We start from the raw sequence: 14,800 nt of genomic DNA, 5'->3' as shown, positions 1-14,800 counted from the left end.
GGCCGGAAAACCGAGTCCACTTTTCCGCACGATGCGCTAGCCTCCCGATCGTTCAGGGCCGAGCAACGGCAACACCGTTGAATATGACTCAGAACTAGTCAAAGAAGCCGGCATCTTCGTCTTCAAGAAAGCGCTTGGCGGCTTTAGCGTCGATATCGAGACCAAGACCTGGACCGGGTAGCAGATCGACCATCGAATCATTGACTATGCGGCCTGTCGGGAGCCCCAGGATGATCTCGTGCCACAACGGGTCCGATGCTGTAGGATACTCGAAGGCGATGTAGTTGGCCGGCAGGGTGGCGCACACGTTGATCAACGCGCCTAACCCCAGGAGGCCGTTGGCGGTGCCATGGGGCGCCATGAGGATCGAGTGCATGTAGGCGTGCTCGGAGACCCATTTGAGTTCTGCGATGCCGCCGACGTCAGCCGGATCGGGCCCGATAATGCGCACCGCTTGTGTCTCAATGAGTTCCTTGAAGTTGTGCCGCAGATAGATCTGCTCGCCGGTATGGATCGGCGTTGACGTTGACAGGGTCAGTTCGCGATAGGCTTGCGGATTGACCCACGGCACGTAATCGCCCGTGAGCATATCTTCGAGCCAGGCGATGTTGTATTTCTCGACCGCTCGCGCGAACTTGATCGCATCGGGCAACATCCAGCCTGGGCCGCAATCGAGCGCCAAGCTGACTTTGTCGCCCAGCACCTCCTTCATCGCGATAACGCAATCGAGCATGTGATTGAAACCATGCTCACTGATCGCGCCCTGGTCCATTGCACCGTGGTAGCCCGAGCGCGTCTGGCGCACGCCATAATGGAACTCGTCAACCGTATCCTTCATGTTGGAGTGGAAGCTGATGCCCTGCTTCACCATAAAGAACTTTTCGGGGAGCTCTGCCATCCACCTCACATCGGCAGCGTAGTCCTCCGGGCGATCACCCGTCCGCTTCCTGCGCATATTTCCGTTGTAGCAACGAACCTTGTCGCGCACTTTGCCGCCGAGCAACTTGTACGTCGGGACGTTTGCCGCCTTGCCAGCAACGTCCCAGAGTGCATGCTCGATGGCGCTGACGGCCGCACCGTAGGGCTTGAAAGAGCCACGCTGGCGAATCTTCAGCATCACTCGCTCGACGTCGGTCGGATCCTCGCCGATCAATGCTTCGCGAAAATGCATCACCCACGGCTTGATGTAGCCCTTGGTGTGTTCCACTTCGCCAAGTCCGTGGATTCCTTCGTCGGTGGTAATGCGAACGATCGGATGCTTGCCAATAACGGCGCAGCGCAAATCGGTGATCTTCATAGCTGGTGCCTCTTCGTAGGACGGATGATCGGAGTGCGACGGCCGGGTGCGATCCTGATGACCGGCGACAGGCGCCGTTGCGATGCCAGCAGGCGCGCTGGCCTCTCGAATGGCAGTGTCAACTCCAAGTGCGGTCCCAGGAATACTCGTGGTCCCAGTGGTCCGTCGGTTGCCAGATGCCGGCGACACCCGGCTGCAGATGCTGGGTGACGACTTCATCAACGACATCATCGATGCCGAGGCCCGGACTATCGGGGACATTGATGAAGCCATTCTTCACCAGCGGCTTGGGGAGACCCGTCACGATGTCATCCCACCAAGGCACATCGACCGAGTGATACTCAAGCGCCATGAAGTTTTCGGTGGCCACGGCGACATGGGCTGCAGCCATCGCGGCGATAGGACTTTCTGCCATGTGGATCGCCATGGCGACGCCATACTCCTGCGCCATGTCGCCGATCTTCTTGGTTTCCAGAATGCCGCCCGACGTGAGCAGGTCAGGGTGGATAATCGAAATTCCCGCCCTGAGCAGCGGCTCGAAGCTCTCTTTCAGATAGATATCTTCGCCCGTGCAAATCGGAACCGATGTCGCCGCCTGCAACTGCCGATACTGTTCCGTGTATTGCCATGGAATCACGTCCTCCAGCCAGGCCGGAACGTATTTTTCGATGCGTTTGGCGAGCCTGATGCCGTTTTGCAGCGAGATATGTCCAACGTGATCAATGGCGAGCGGGATATCCGGGCCGATGACCTCTCGGACCTCGCAAATGTACTGCTCGAGATAATCGAGGCCTTTGTCCGTAAAGTGGAGACCGGTGAACGGATGACGCACATTCTGCGCATCATAGGCGGCATTACGCCGTCGGCGCTCCTCCGGGGTGTGCGCCCTGCCTTGGGCCGCATGCGAGCGGAAGCCTTCGAGAGTGCCGGCGGGCGCCACTACGGCGCCCGGCAAGTCGGCAATCTGCATCAATCCAAGATCCATCTTGAGGAACGTGAAGCCGAGATCCATACGCTCTTTGAGACGGATGCCGGTCGCCGTGCCACTGGGTTGCTCCGCATCAGTGTCGCAATACATGCGTACCTTATCACGGAACTTTCCGCCCAGCATCTGATAGATCGGCACGCCATAGGCCTTCCCGGCTAGGTCCCACAAGGCGATCTCGACAGCCGAGACGCCGCCGCCCTGCCTCCCGTGTCCACCAAACTGCTTGATGCGCCGGAACAGACGGTCAATGTCGCACGGGTTCTCGCCGAGCAGTCGGCTCTTCAGCATCAGCGCATAGGTCGCGCTGGCGCCGTCGCGCACCTCGCCAAGACCGATGAGACCTTGATTGGTGTATATCTTGACCAGGACGGATGTGAAGGGTGCGCCGACGATCTCCGCGACGCGCATATCGGTGATACGAAGTTCCGACGGCTTGGAGAACGGATTGACTCGATTCAGCGCCTCGTCGGCACCATCCAGGTTTGGCATGACGGCATTCTCCCTGTTCCGGATTTTCGGTCCGCGCGGTTGCCCGCGGCCGGTTCACCGGCGTGTGTTGCTGGATTGCAGGCGTTACGCACTCTCGACCGCTCCGTCGCCTGCGCGCCGGGAGTTTGACAACTCCGGCGCCGGCTCGACGCTCTTTGCGCAGGATGCCTCAGTCGACGATGTTGGCCTCGAGGTACTCGCGGTTCATCTCGATGCCGAGACCCGGTGCGGGGTTGAGCTTGAGGCTGCCGTTGGAATTATCAAGCGGCACGTTGATCAGGGGATCATATTTGGAGAGGTTCCATTCCGACGTTTCGAGCTTGTAGAAATTCGGCACTGTCATCATCACCTGAGCGCCGGCCACGACATTGATCGGCCCGGCGGCGTCGTGAGGCGAGACCGGGATGTAATAAGCCTCGCATAGCGCCGAGATTTTCTTCAGCTCGGTAATACCACCAGTCCAAGTCACGTCGGGCATGATGTAGTCGGCCAGCTTACCCTCGAGAATAGGGACGAAGTCCCACTTCGTATGTCCACGCTCGCCCCAGGAGATTGGCACATTCACCTTCTCGCGCACCTGCTTGAGGGCGTTGATGCTTTCCGGCGGGCAGGGTTCCTCGAACCAGTCGATGTTGCCGGCGTCCTCGAGGGATCGGCAGAGGCGGATTGCCGTTGGCACATCGAAGCGGCCGTGGGCGTCGATCAGAATTTCGATCTGAGGTCCGGCCGCTTCGCGAATGAGTGCTGTCAGCTCGGCGGCCTCGCGCTCGTCGTGGCGCGTCATGCTGCCGTCGAGGTAGCCGTCGCGCTGCTCACGCGCGATGCCGTCCACATGTGGGCCCTGCAGAGGGAACGGATCGAACTTGAGCGCGGTATGTCCCGACTTCACAATTGCCTGGATCTCGGCGACGACGGCTTCCTTGCTCGTGAACTTGCGCTGATCAGGATGGGTGTAGAGCGCAATCTCGTCGCGCACAGGTCCGCCGAGAAGCTCGTATATAGGCTTTCCGAGTGCCTTTCCCCGGATGTCCCAGAGGGCGATGTCGATGGCGCTGAGGCACTCCACCGCAGCGCCGCGACTCCCCATGTAGGTGAAGCTGCGAAAGAGCTTGTGCCAAAGGTGTTCAATATTCGCGGGATCTTGACCAGCCAGTGTCGAGCTGATCTGCCGTAGTATCGCCGCCAGTGCGCGGTTTGCAATCTTTGTTGTCGTGGTGATCTCGCCCCAGCCGGTAATGCCCTCATCCGTACTGACTTCAACGAACAGGAACTCGCCCCAGTAGGAGGCGGCCGACTTGATAAGCCACGGTGTGACGCTGGTGATCTTCATGTGCTCCGCTTTCCTGTGAGGTTGAGAAAAGATTGCGAACGGGGACGCAAACCTACCCTGCCTGGGCTGCCGTCATAGCCCGCATATGCTCGAGGATATGAAGTCCTGACCCTTCGACGTGCCGCGCCACGAGTTCGGCAGCCTGATCGGCGTTGCCTGCCTTGATGTGACTGATCAACTCACGATGGTCGCTGATAATCTGCGCTCTTCGCGCAAGGGTGAAGCCGAACCGGCGGCTGACCGCTCGGAGCACCTCTCGGTGTTTCCACCACAGTTCGGTAGCATGTCGATTGTAGTGCCGCTGGTAGATCAGGGTATGGAATTTCGTGTCGAGATCGCTGTGCAGGATCTGGTCGGCGAAATTATTGGCTTCGATCTGGCTTTGCACCGCTTCGAGTTCCGCGATGTCGGCCTCCGTGGCCATCCCGACGAACCAACGCGTCAGGGACGGCTCGATAAGCACGCCGATCTCGTAGATGTTGCGAATGAAATCCCGGTCGATCGGCCGGACGCGCGCGCCGCGATTTCGCGTGAAGATGACGAAACCTTCGCCGCGCAGGAGTTGCAGCACCTCCCGAACCGGCGTCGTCGAACTGCCGTGACGCTTGGCGAGGTCGGCAACGACGAGACGCTGATTGGCCTTGAGCCGCCCCGACACGATGTCCTCCCGGATCACCTTGTAGAGCAGCGCCGTGGAAGCGGTGGAGGCACCGATCGGATCGATCCCCAGAGGTGGCGCCGCCTGATAGTCGCTCGCCTCCTTCAATTCTACCTCCAATGTCCAGATCATATGTCAGCTGGCCGCGACAATATACGATCTGAACCGATTGACATACAAGTACAGTTCTGTAATCGTTGATCAATCGGAGCATCGAATAAGAAAAAGCTCCGCTTGGGATGGAAGCCACAGTGCCAGTGTGCGCTGGCCTGGAAGAATTGGAGGGACTTGATGTCGACCTTTAACTTCGGCCGCGCCATTCGCGGCGGCATTTCTACGGCTGCCCTCACATCGTTCCTGATGTCGTCGCCCGTGTTGGCCGCGCCCCCCGTCGACCTGAGCAAGTGGTCGCCGGAATATGTGCGTTCGATTGCAGGCACAAAGGAATTTGACACCGCCGCCGACTGCAACAAGGTCACGCCCCTCGACTACAAAGGTCGTCTAACTTTCTGGTACCAAGGTGTGTTCGAAGGCGACCCTGACCTCTTGCGGCAGTACTACAAAGACTTCTTTGTGGCTTTCCGAAAGACCTATCCCAACATAGACCTGCAGGACCAGGCGCTCACCTACAATGACTTGCTCGACAAGTTCCGCACGGCCCTGCTCGGCAACGCCGGGCCGATGATGGTGCGGCTGCAGATCCTGGGCGGCGTCGAATTTGCCTCCAAAGGATATCTCCAGGAACTGAAACCCGAAGACGTCGGCTACGCAACAGAGGATTTCTGGCCCGGGGCCATGAAGTCGAACATGTGGAAGGGCAAGACGTACGGCATCCCGACCAACAACGAGACGATGGCTTTCATCTGGAACGCGGACATCTTCAAGCGGGCCGGTCTGGATCCCGAGCGGCCGCCGGCCACCTGGGACGACGTCGTCAAATATTCCAAGCAGATCCATGACAAGCTCGGGATCGCGGGCTACGGACTCGTCGCCCGCAAGAACGCCGGCAACACGCCCTACCGCTTCTTGCCACAGCTCTGGGGCTACGGCGGCGGCGTGTTCGACGAGACTGCGCAGAGCCCGACCTACGCGAAGGTCCAGATCAACTCCCCGGCGAGCAAGCACGCCCTGCAAGCGTCGTACGACATGTATGTGCGCGACAAGTCAGTACCGGTTTCCGCATTGACAAACCAGCAAGCCGACAACCAGCCGCTTTTCCTGGCGGGTCAGCTCGGCATGATGATTTCGCACCCGTCGGACTACGACGTGATGCTGGATCTTAAGAAAAAAGCTTCCGGGACCGATGTCCAGAAAGCTCAGACCGTTATCGACAACATGCGCTACGGGCTGATCCCGACCGGGCCGGACGGCAAGCGCGCGGTCGTGTTCGGTGGCTCGAATATGCACATTCTGAAGCCGGAATATGTCGATGGGGGCAAAGTGGACCTGCCGGCCGCCAAGGCGCTCGCTTGTTTCTGGACGAGCCCGGAATGGTCGCTGAAAATGGCCTATGCCGGATCAAATCCCGGCAATCTGAATGGCTTCAAGACGAAGTGGATGAAAGAGCGCCTGGACAATATCAAGTTCCTTGACGTCACCACCTCAATGCTGCCTTACGGGGTCCCGTTCCCAACGATTCCCGAGACGCCCGAAATCATGAACATCGTTGTGCCCGATATGCTGCAGAATGCGCTCACGGGCGCGCTGACGGTCGATCAAGCCGCCGACGATGCGGCCAAGAAGATCAAGAACATCATGGACGGCGGAAAGCTCTAGCCAGCTTGACCGGCGGCGATCGCCGCCGGTCTTTTTTCCTCACAGGGGAAGGGCGCCCCAATGACCATGGCGACGGGCCTAGCTGACGCTCCACTGGAGGTAAAAGCGAGGCGTTTCGGCTTCCTTCGACAGGCATGGACCCATCGCTCCGACTATCTCTACGTTCTGCCCGCGATTGTGGTGATGCTGATCGTGATCGCCTATCCGATCTACTACACCGTGGAGCTATCGTTTTTCAACACACCACCGAGTCTCCAGCTGCGCGACAAGGAGTTTGTCGGCATCGACAACTATGCGCTGATCCTGCGTAGCGACGTGTTCTGGCGCGTTACTGCCAACACATTCATCTGGACTCTCTTCTCGACTGTGTTTGCTTTCATTCTGGGGCTGGGAAGCGCGCTCGCTTTGAATCATGAGTTTTTCGGCCGTGGTATCTTGCGCGCTATCCTCATCATCCCATGGGTCATCAGCGCGGTGGCCGCATCCTATATCTGGAAGTGGATTTATCATTCGGATTTCGGCCTGGTCGGCGCCGTACTGGTCGGCCTTGGGCTTGCCGAACGACCGCCTAATCTCATCGACAGCGTGGGCACCGTTCTACCGTCGCTGATCGTCGTGAACGTATGGCGTGAGTTTCCGTTCGCGATGATCATGCTGACGGCCGGCCTGCAGACCGTTCCCGACCAACTGCTTCGGGCCGCGAAAGTTGATGGCGCCAATGCGTGGCAGCGTTTCTGGCATGTCACGTTCCCGCACCTTCAGGGCGTATCCACCGTAACGATCCTGCTGCTCGCAGTGTCGAACTTCAACTCCTTTATCATTCCCTGGATCATGACCGGGGGTGGCCCGTCGAATGCTTCTCATATCTGGATCACCCATATCTACGAGCTTGCCTTCGGACGCCAGCGGTGGGGCATCGCGTCAGCCTATTCGGTGCTCTTGTTCCTCATTCTGATGACACTGGGCTATTTCTATGTGCGCGCTCTGAGTGGCAGCGAGAAAAAGGAGCGCGTTGTTTGATGTCGACGGCCAGCATTGTCAAGACCAGGGCAGGCAAGCGGATCGACGCCTGGCGCTGGGGTGGACGGATCTTCCTTGTGATGATGCTGCTCTACACAGCGGTGCCGATGGCATGGATGTTGTTGACGTCGATCAAGTCCGGTTTCGCGGCCATGCAGCTCCCGCCCCAGTGGTTTCCCAACGAACCCACGCTCGCCAGCTACGAGAAGCTGCTCGATCCAACCAACAGCGTCGGACAGGACTTTCTGCGCTTCTTCTGGAACAGTCTTTTTGTTTCGACCACGACGACGATGCTCGCGGTCGCCGTTGCCGTGCCTGCGGCCTACGCTTTCTCAAGGTTCGACTTCCCAGGGCGTAAGTTCCTCTTCTTCGCGGTGCTGCTGCGCAACATGTTCCCCGCGGTGATCTTTCTCGTGCCGCTCTTCATCCTGATGCGGCTGCTCGGCCTTGTGAACACGCACGGCTCCCTGATTCTAACCTATCTCACGTTCGGCCTACCGCTCGCGATCTGGCTGCTTAAAGGCTTCTACGACAATATTCCCTATCAGCTTGAGCAGGCTGCGCGTATCGACGGCGCCACTCGATTCCAAGCGTTCTTTCTGATCGTCATGCCTCTCTCAGCGCCGGGAATTATCGCCACGGCCATCTATTCCTTCATTGGCGCTTGGAACGAGTACATCTTCGCCTACACGTTCCTCAACAAGAACGAGCAGTTGACGCTGCCGGTCGGCATTCAACGCTTCTTCTCCGAGAACACGACAGACTTCCCAGGCCTCATGGCGGCCAGTTTTATCATGAGCCTGCCGGTCGTCGTGCTCTTCCTCCTGCTGCAACGCTACTTTGTCCGGGCTCTCACTGAAGGTGCCGTCAAACATTAGGGGAACGCTTTCATGGCCCATGTGGTCTTGGAGAATCTGGTTAAGACCTATGGCGCCTTCACGGCCGTCAACAACGTCTCACTCAAGGTCGAAGACGGTGAGTTCGTTGCGCTGGTCGGTCCGTCAGGATGCGGCAAGACAACCACGCTCAACTTGGTCGCCGGGTTGATTCCGGTCACGTCTGGCGAGATCGCGATCGGGGACCACGTGGTCAACGATATGGACCCGAAAGATCGCAACATTGCGATGGTGTTCCAGAACTACGCGCTCTATCCGCAAAAATCGGTCTACAAGAACTTGGCGTTTCCGCTGCAAATGCGCAAGCTCCCTCGCGACGAGATTGATCGGAAGGTCAGGGAAGCCGCACGCGTGCTCGACATGACGCACTTGCTTGAGCGGAAGCCGCGTGAGCTATCCGGTGGACAACAGCAGCGGGTGGCCCTTGGCCGGGCACTGGTGCGCGATCCGGCGGTCTTCCTTATGGATGAGCCGCTCTCCAATCTCGACGCCAAGCTGCGCGTTCAGATGCGCTCCGAGATCAAGCGCTTTCACCAGGATCTCAAGGCAACGATCATTTACGTGACGCACGATCAACTCGAAGCCGTCACCATGGCCGATAAGATGGCCGTGATGAATGGTGGTTTCCTGCAGCAGTACGATTCGCCGGCCCAGGTCTTCGCCCATCCGGTCAACATGTTCGTGGCCAGCTTCATCGGCAGCCCGGCGATGAGCCTTATCCCGCTTGAGGCATCGACGGTCGATGGACAAACGGTGTTGACCGGCGCGGAAGGCTGGACCATGGCGCTCTCGCCGCTCAACGCCCGGAAGGTGCAGCGCTCGACCACCCGGAAGATCGTGCTGGGAGCACGCCACTCCACGATCAAGCTGGCCAAGAGCGCGTCCCCGAACGCGATCCCCGCTAAGGCCTACACGGTGGAACCAACCGGGGATGTGACTTTCGTGCAGGCGTTACTGTCGGGGGCCGTCGTCAACATAAGCGTGCCACCCAACGTCGCCATCGCACCGGACGAACAGATCTGGCTCGAGTTCGACCAGGAGCGCATCCACCTTTTCGATGGCGCGACCGAACTGGCCTTGAAGGCCGATTGAGGCAAGTCAGTCCGATGTGACCTGGGGCACAGATGACTTCAAAGCTCAAGATCGTGGCAATCATTCCCTACCCATTCCGGGTCGGGATCCGGAACCAGATGCTCGTGAAGGTCGAAACTGATCAGGGTGTCTTCGGCTGCGGTGAAAGCCCCCGAGGCGTGCTCGATGTCCTGGAGAAGCCGATCCGGGACGAGACGCCCGAGGCCTGTGAAACACTGGGGACCATTACGGACGTTCCTTTTTCCATCGGCGAAGCGTTTTCCAGGAAGTGGCAGTTTCTGCCCGATATCGAGCGCGGCATCCACCAGTTTGACCGGAACGACGTTTGCAACGTTGGTGGGCTCACCAGGGCGACGAAGGTGGCAGGCTGGAGCGAAGCGCCCAATGTCGCTTCGATGCCGCACAATCCGCTTGGTCCTGTCTGCACAGCCGCCTTGGTGCATATCGCCGCAGCGGTGCCTAACTTCGCCTGGCTCGAAACGAGAGCCCCTGAGACGAAGCTGGGATTTGACAATTCAGACTTCTTCCCGGTCCAGTCGCGCCTTGATGGTGCCGAGTATCCAGTCAGCGCCCTTATCGGATTTGGCGTGGACGTCAACGAAACTGTGGTTCGGGCGCAGAGCCTGCGTTTTTGGGAAGCGCCGCATCTCAGACGCCGCGACGGATCTGTCACTCACTTGTAACCCATTCGACCGAGGGGACAATGACACAAACATCGGACATCTCAAGGCCTGCCAAAGAACTGATCGAGGGGCTCAAGGAAATCGGTGCCGCGACCGTCGCCGGCACGCTTGGACACATGGGGTTTCGCAATCCCCACATGGTGGGTCCGGTTGCGCAGAACCCTGGCAAGTCGATCGTCGGTCCGGCTTTGACTCTTCAGTTCTTGCCCCAGCGCCCCGACCTCTTTTCCGAGGGTGAGTATGCCGATCCAGAGACGCAGCTGCACCGGCACGTGCTGTACCACGTACAGGAAGGTGATGTTGTCGTAGTGGACGCGCGCGCCGACATGAGTTCGGGGGTTTTCGGCGACATGATGAGCACCTATTTCAAGGGCAGAGGCGGGGCAGGGATTATCATTGATGGGTGCATGCGCGACCGGCCCAATGTCGCGCAACTGGACCTTCCGCTCTGGTTGCGCGGTTGGACACCCAACTACCATGTCCAGACAAGCATCTATCCCAACGCCGTGAATGTTCCCATTGCATGTGGCGGCGTGACAGTGATGCCCGGCGATATTATCGTGGCCGATGATGACGGGGCTGTAGTGGTGCCCGTTACCATGGCAAAGGCGGTGATAGAAGAGGCACAGAAGCATCATGAGTGGGAAGTATTCTCACGAATGAAGCTGTTGGAGGGGGCGCCGTTGCAGCGGTACTACCCGTTGCACCCGGATGCTGACGAAGAGTACCAAGCTTGGCGAGCCTCTCATCCCAAGTAACTTACGCGAACCTCGCTGGCGATCAGTGATGCCTGCAGAAGAGGCCAGGCTAGTAACAGATTGGAAAGCTGCAACCGCTTCGGGGCGCTCCGCTTGGAAGGACAGGGTGGGCCTCGACGACAGCGCCGCTCGAATGGGGGGCGTCAAGCGGGCTCGGCCAGGGCGGAAGTTCGGCGGGCCCACCCTCCGGCGTAACGGGGAAACCGATGAAGATCACCGACGTCAAGACGGCAGTTGTTGCCTATCACGGTCAGGCGACGCTGATTCGGATCGATACTGACATGGGCATTTCGGGATATGGCGAGGCCAACCCCGATGCCGGCGCTGCGGCGATCGTGGGTCTGATCTCCGAGTTGACGCCGGAACTGGTCGGAGAGGATCCTCGCAACGTCGAATCGTGCTGGGAGAAGATCCGGCGCAAGCACGTTTTCTCCGGAGCACAATCGGGCATCTTTCTGATCGCGCTCAGCGGCATCGAGATGGCACTTTGGGATCTCGCAGCCAGGGCGGCGGATCAACCGTTGTACCGCATGTTCGGCGGCAAGTTCCGTGACCGCATCCGCCTCTACGCCGATTGCGGAGACGGAGACGACCCTTCAGGATCCCCGGAGGGTTGCGCCGTGAGGGCGAGGCGTATGGTTTCGGAGGGTTTCACGGCCCTCAAGTTCGATATCGACAATCTGGAGCACCAGGCGAAGTTCGACACGGCCAATCACACGATTAACGGCGCAGAACTGCGCTCGATGATCGAGCGGGTGACTGCAGTTCGCGACGCAATCGGGCCGGATATCGATTTATGCATCGACCTTCACGCACGGTACGATGTGCCGAGCGCCTGCCGCATTGCCAGCGAGATGGAGCGCTTCAGTTTGCTTTGGCTGGAAGAACCGATCCCGGCAGAGAATGTCGAAGCGCTGAAGCAGATACGTATGCGCAGCAAGACACCGATCTGCGTCGGTGAGAACCTCTATCTGCGCTGGGGGTTTCGCGAACTCCTTCAGGGGCAGTGCGCCGACGTGGTGATGCCGGACGTTCCCAAGTGTGGAGGGCTCTCGGAGAGCCGGAAAATCGCGCATCTCGCGGAGATCTACTACCTTCCTTTCGCTCCGCATCTCGTATCCACTCCGCTTGGCACTATGGCCACCTGCCATGTCTGCGGTTCGGTGCCGAACTTCCTCGTTCTCGAGTGGCACGCCCTTGAGGAGCGCGAGGTGTGGGACAGCTATGTCCATGTCCCACACGGTGGAAAGTCGATTGTCCATGACGGGCACATCGCCTTGCCCGATGCGCCGGGTATCGGCGTCGAATTGAACCTCGAAGGCGTCCGCAACAACGCCGTCGCAGGCTATGGCGTTTTTGATTAAGGCTTCATGCGTCGCCGCCCGCAGCTCCAAAGTCCCAGAGGTCGCCTATGGGAGACACCGTTGCCGTAACTTGACAATGGCATAATGGACCCGATTTAACCGGCCGCTCAGGCGGCAACACCGAAGAGCTGATTGACGAGACGAATTTCGCTTGTCGCTCCACGTTCCCGCTGGATGCAGTGGCCGCAGCTGATCATGCGCATGCCTTCGAAACCCATCACAGTTGCGGCGGCGGTTTCCATGCTCTGGAAGCCGCGCGTCGGACGGATCACGCGCTTGAGCGCGCCATGATCCGCTTCAAGGATGTTTTCGAGAATTTCGTGGCGCGGTGTCCCACATCGTCCGGCATCAGCCCTTCGTTGTGCAGGCGCAGGATGGCCTTGGGATACGATGCCAGTTTGTCGTTCGTGATGGATGAGGGAGGACAGTCGCTCACCGCCCGCATGGTTTTGCGCAGGAAGCGATACGCTGGACCATTATCACGCCGGCCGGACAGCATGGAGGCAATCAGCCGAGCATGCTTGTCGACCGCTCGGAACAAGTACCGCCAGCGTCCGCCCACTCGTATATAGGTCTCATCCACCCGCCATGAGCCTGAACGATGTCCCTGGTATGGTCGCACCCGCTTCTCGATCTCCGGGGCATAGCGCCGGACCCGACGAAAGATGGTGCTTGGACTGACGCTGACACCGCGCTCAGACAGCATTTCAGCCGGATCGCGACAGCTGATCCCGTATTTGCAGTACGAGCGTACGCACAGCAAGATGATCTCAACCGGCAAGCGACGGCGCTTGAACAGAGACACGGGAGCGGGTCCCTGATGAACCGCTCCTCGCTATACGGCCGAGGTTGATGCAACAGTGCCGGCTGGCCTATCACATCCTCGGCTCCTGGGCCGATGCCGAGGATGCCGTTCAGGACCCTTTCCTGAAGTGGCAGGGGACCGACCGGAGCCCGGTCGAGAACCCGGCATCCTGGCTGACAACCGCCTGCACCCGGCGCTGCATCGATATGCTACGAGCTCCCAACAGGGCGGCAGCAATGTTCTGCATCGAAGATAGTGGGATTAAATACCGCGCTCCAGGCACCGGGACAAGTCGCGTGAGCTTCTTATGCCCGCGGAGCCATCCCGCAGGCAACCGAGTGCGGCGAGGACCGCTTGTTTGAACGCATCAAGAACCCGCCAGATCGCGACGGGATTCCCCGAGATGAATCGTCGAAAGAGAGGGGTCCGGTAGTGGCACTGGGCTGACCTTAGCCTTATGACGCAAAGTTATTAATTAACCTTGGCGCTCGCCCGGGTTGAGTTGGCCGATGCGGCTGGCACCAGCACGGTCCAATTCGACCGGATCCTGCAAGACCTGCAGGCGGACGGCCTGATCCAAACCGCAAACGTGCCGGTGCACATCTCAAGCGATCAGATGTTGCGGGCGGCAGGAGACGTCGACCCGCTTCACGGTCACATGGGGCCGGATGATGAGCACAACCTTGACCGCTCCATCCGTGCGGGAGGTGACGGAGCTGCCGCCTAGAGCTGTTTCCACTGGTGTGGAATCACCTCTCTTCTTGGCTGTGCCGCATTTTTTAACAGCGAACCGGATCCACTTCGCCGAAAAATGCTCTAAGGGCCTGAGACTGCCATCCCGGCCCGCTCAGCACCTCTTCAAGGCCGCGCTTGCTGGATCAAGCACGCTCGCCAAACGTTAGTATCTCATAGTTGAATGATGTTTTTGGATAGATTGATGAGTATGCAAGATCTGGAAATTCATGCAAAAATCAGAGATGCTGAGGCGGAAATAGACCGTATTGAGAGACTGGTGACGACTGCTATCTGCGTGACGGTGCCCATCGCCATAATCACCTACTCGGCCATTCTTTGAGCGCAGGTCCCGAGATATTTTATCGCTTCCCCTGGAATAACCCGCCTGCCACTTCCGTTCAGCCCTCATGAGCGCGTGCATCTCAGGCAGGAACGTCTCATGGTTCGTTTTCAAGGCGTAGAGGATTCCCAAGGTGTTCATTCATGCACATCAGGCGTGGAGGCAAAACCGTCATTCAAGCGTGCCTCGATTCCGTTCGTCGCGTCCCTGGGCTCTTCGATTGGAACACGTCTCTTGCCGGCCAGCATCGGGCAAGTGATCGGAGCCTCGGCATGATGCCGACACATGCAGATGACGGTGGCGTATCCCCGATGCGGCGTAAGGCGTCCGTGGGATTGTGGGCCGGGATGATGGTGTGCTGGAGCAGCCGAGCTTGACCGCGAATACTCCTGCCGAGACTCGTCCTTCGCGGGATCTGGCCGTGATCCAGGCGTTTCTCTACAACGCCGACGGACACGACAAGGAGGTCGAACTCGACCAGCAATGCCTTGTCGGCCTCGACGAGCGGACGCTCCTGTGGGTGGACGTCAATGGCCGCGACCGCAACGAGGTGGAGCATCTGACCCGCC

14 protein-coding genes and 2 pseudogenes are annotated in these 14,800 nt (G+C 59.2%); 11 read left to right on the top strand and 5 right to left on the bottom strand.

Annotation, left to right across the window (positions count from 1 at the left end; translation table 11 throughout):
* Positions 1-94: 94 nt before the first annotated feature.
* From NF876_RS10560 to NF876_RS10545, 4 genes are all read right to left on the bottom strand, one after another.
* Complete coding sequence (locus NF876_RS10560; protein WP_262268760.1) at positions 95-1,297, bottom strand: mandelate racemase/muconate lactonizing enzyme family protein; 1,203 nt, start codon at positions 1,295-1,297, stop codon at positions 95-97.
* A 118-nt stretch (positions 1,298-1,415) separates the two neighbouring features.
* On the bottom strand, positions 1,416-2,774 hold the full coding sequence (locus NF876_RS10555; protein WP_262268759.1) for a mandelate racemase/muconate lactonizing enzyme family protein: 1,359 nt from the start codon (positions 2,772-2,774) through the stop codon (positions 1,416-1,418).
* A 169-nt stretch (positions 2,775-2,943) separates the two neighbouring features.
* The gene (locus NF876_RS10550; protein WP_262268758.1) at positions 2,944-4,104 is read right to left on the bottom strand and encodes a mandelate racemase/muconate lactonizing enzyme family protein; all 1,161 of its coding nucleotides are present in this window, start codon (positions 4,102-4,104) and stop codon (positions 2,944-2,946) included.
* Between the two features lie 52 nt (positions 4,105-4,156).
* Entirely contained in the window at positions 4,157-4,870 is a 714-nt protein-coding gene (locus NF876_RS10545) for a GntR family transcriptional regulator (protein ID WP_262268757.1), read from the bottom strand.
* 183 nt (positions 4,871-5,053) lie between these two features.
* On the opposite strand from NF876_RS10545, the gene NF876_RS10540 reads away from it, so the two are divergent.
* The 7 genes and pseudogenes from NF876_RS10540 (at position 5,054) to NF876_RS10510 (ending at position 12,351) form a co-directional block, all read left to right on the top strand.
* Positions 5,054-6,538 (top strand): ABC transporter substrate-binding protein, encoded by a 1,485-nt coding sequence (locus NF876_RS10540; RefSeq protein WP_262268756.1) that lies wholly within the window; start codon positions 5,054-5,056, stop codon positions 6,536-6,538.
* A 60-nt stretch (positions 6,539-6,598) separates the two neighbouring features.
* A complete protein-coding gene (locus tag NF876_RS10535; RefSeq protein WP_262268755.1) occupies positions 6,599-7,558 on the top strand; it encodes a carbohydrate ABC transporter permease in 960 nt (319 codons plus the stop codon).
* Complete coding sequence (locus NF876_RS10530; RefSeq protein WP_262268754.1) at positions 7,558-8,436, top strand: carbohydrate ABC transporter permease; 879 nt, start codon at positions 7,558-7,560, stop codon at positions 8,434-8,436. Before NF876_RS10535 ends, NF876_RS10530 begins: the two co-directional genes overlap by 1 nt.
* A 12-nt stretch (positions 8,437-8,448) precedes the next feature.
* Positions 8,449-9,546 carry an ABC transporter ATP-binding protein gene (locus tag NF876_RS10525; RefSeq protein ID WP_262268753.1) on the top strand — a complete coding sequence of 366 codons (1,098 nt, stop codon included), beginning with the start codon at positions 8,449-8,451 and terminating at the stop codon, positions 9,544-9,546.
* A gap of 137 nt (positions 9,547-9,683) precedes the next feature.
* Positions 9,684-10,229 (top strand): annotated as a pseudogene (locus NF876_RS10520) (enolase C-terminal domain-like protein); the annotation flags it as partial.
* Positions 10,230-10,249: 20 nt separating this feature from the next.
* Positions 10,250-10,987 carry a ribonuclease activity regulator RraA gene (locus NF876_RS10515; protein WP_262268752.1) on the top strand — a complete coding sequence of 246 codons (738 nt, stop codon included), beginning with the start codon at positions 10,250-10,252 and terminating at the stop codon, positions 10,985-10,987.
* A 206-nt stretch (positions 10,988-11,193) separates the two neighbouring features.
* Positions 11,194-12,351, top strand: a complete 1,158-nt coding sequence (locus NF876_RS10510) for a mandelate racemase/muconate lactonizing enzyme family protein (protein WP_262268751.1) — start codon at positions 11,194-11,196, stop codon at positions 12,349-12,351.
* A 107-nt stretch (positions 12,352-12,458) separates the two neighbouring features.
* On the opposite strand, the pseudogene NF876_RS10505 reads toward NF876_RS10510, so the two are convergent.
* Positions 12,459-13,156 (bottom strand): annotated as a pseudogene (locus tag NF876_RS10505) (IS6 family transposase).
* A 47-nt stretch (positions 13,157-13,203) separates the two neighbouring features.
* Between NF876_RS10505 and NF876_RS10500 the strand changes: the two are divergent.
* From NF876_RS10500 to NF876_RS10485, 4 genes are all read left to right on the top strand, one after another.
* Positions 13,204-13,518, top strand: coding sequence for a sigma factor (locus NF876_RS10500; RefSeq protein ID WP_262268750.1), 315 nt, complete (start codon positions 13,204-13,206; stop codon positions 13,516-13,518).
* Positions 13,519-13,637: 119 nt separating this feature from the next.
* Complete coding sequence (locus tag NF876_RS10495; protein ID WP_262268749.1) at positions 13,638-13,883, top strand: cyclic nucleotide-binding domain-containing protein; 246 nt, start codon at positions 13,638-13,640, stop codon at positions 13,881-13,883.
* Between the two features lie 210 nt (positions 13,884-14,093).
* Positions 14,094-14,231: a hypothetical protein gene (locus NF876_RS10490; protein WP_262268748.1), complete on the top strand. Its 138-nt coding sequence runs from the start codon at positions 14,094-14,096 to the stop codon at positions 14,229-14,231.
* A gap of 373 nt (positions 14,232-14,604) precedes the next feature.
* On the top strand, positions 14,605-14,800 hold a 196-nt coding region (locus NF876_RS10485; RefSeq protein ID WP_262268747.1), incomplete at its 3' end, for a hypothetical protein.

The organism is Microvirga yunnanensis (assembly GCF_025460875.1).
Note: the sequence above shows the minus strand (reverse complement) of the source record. Positions and strands in the feature narration are given on the sequence as shown.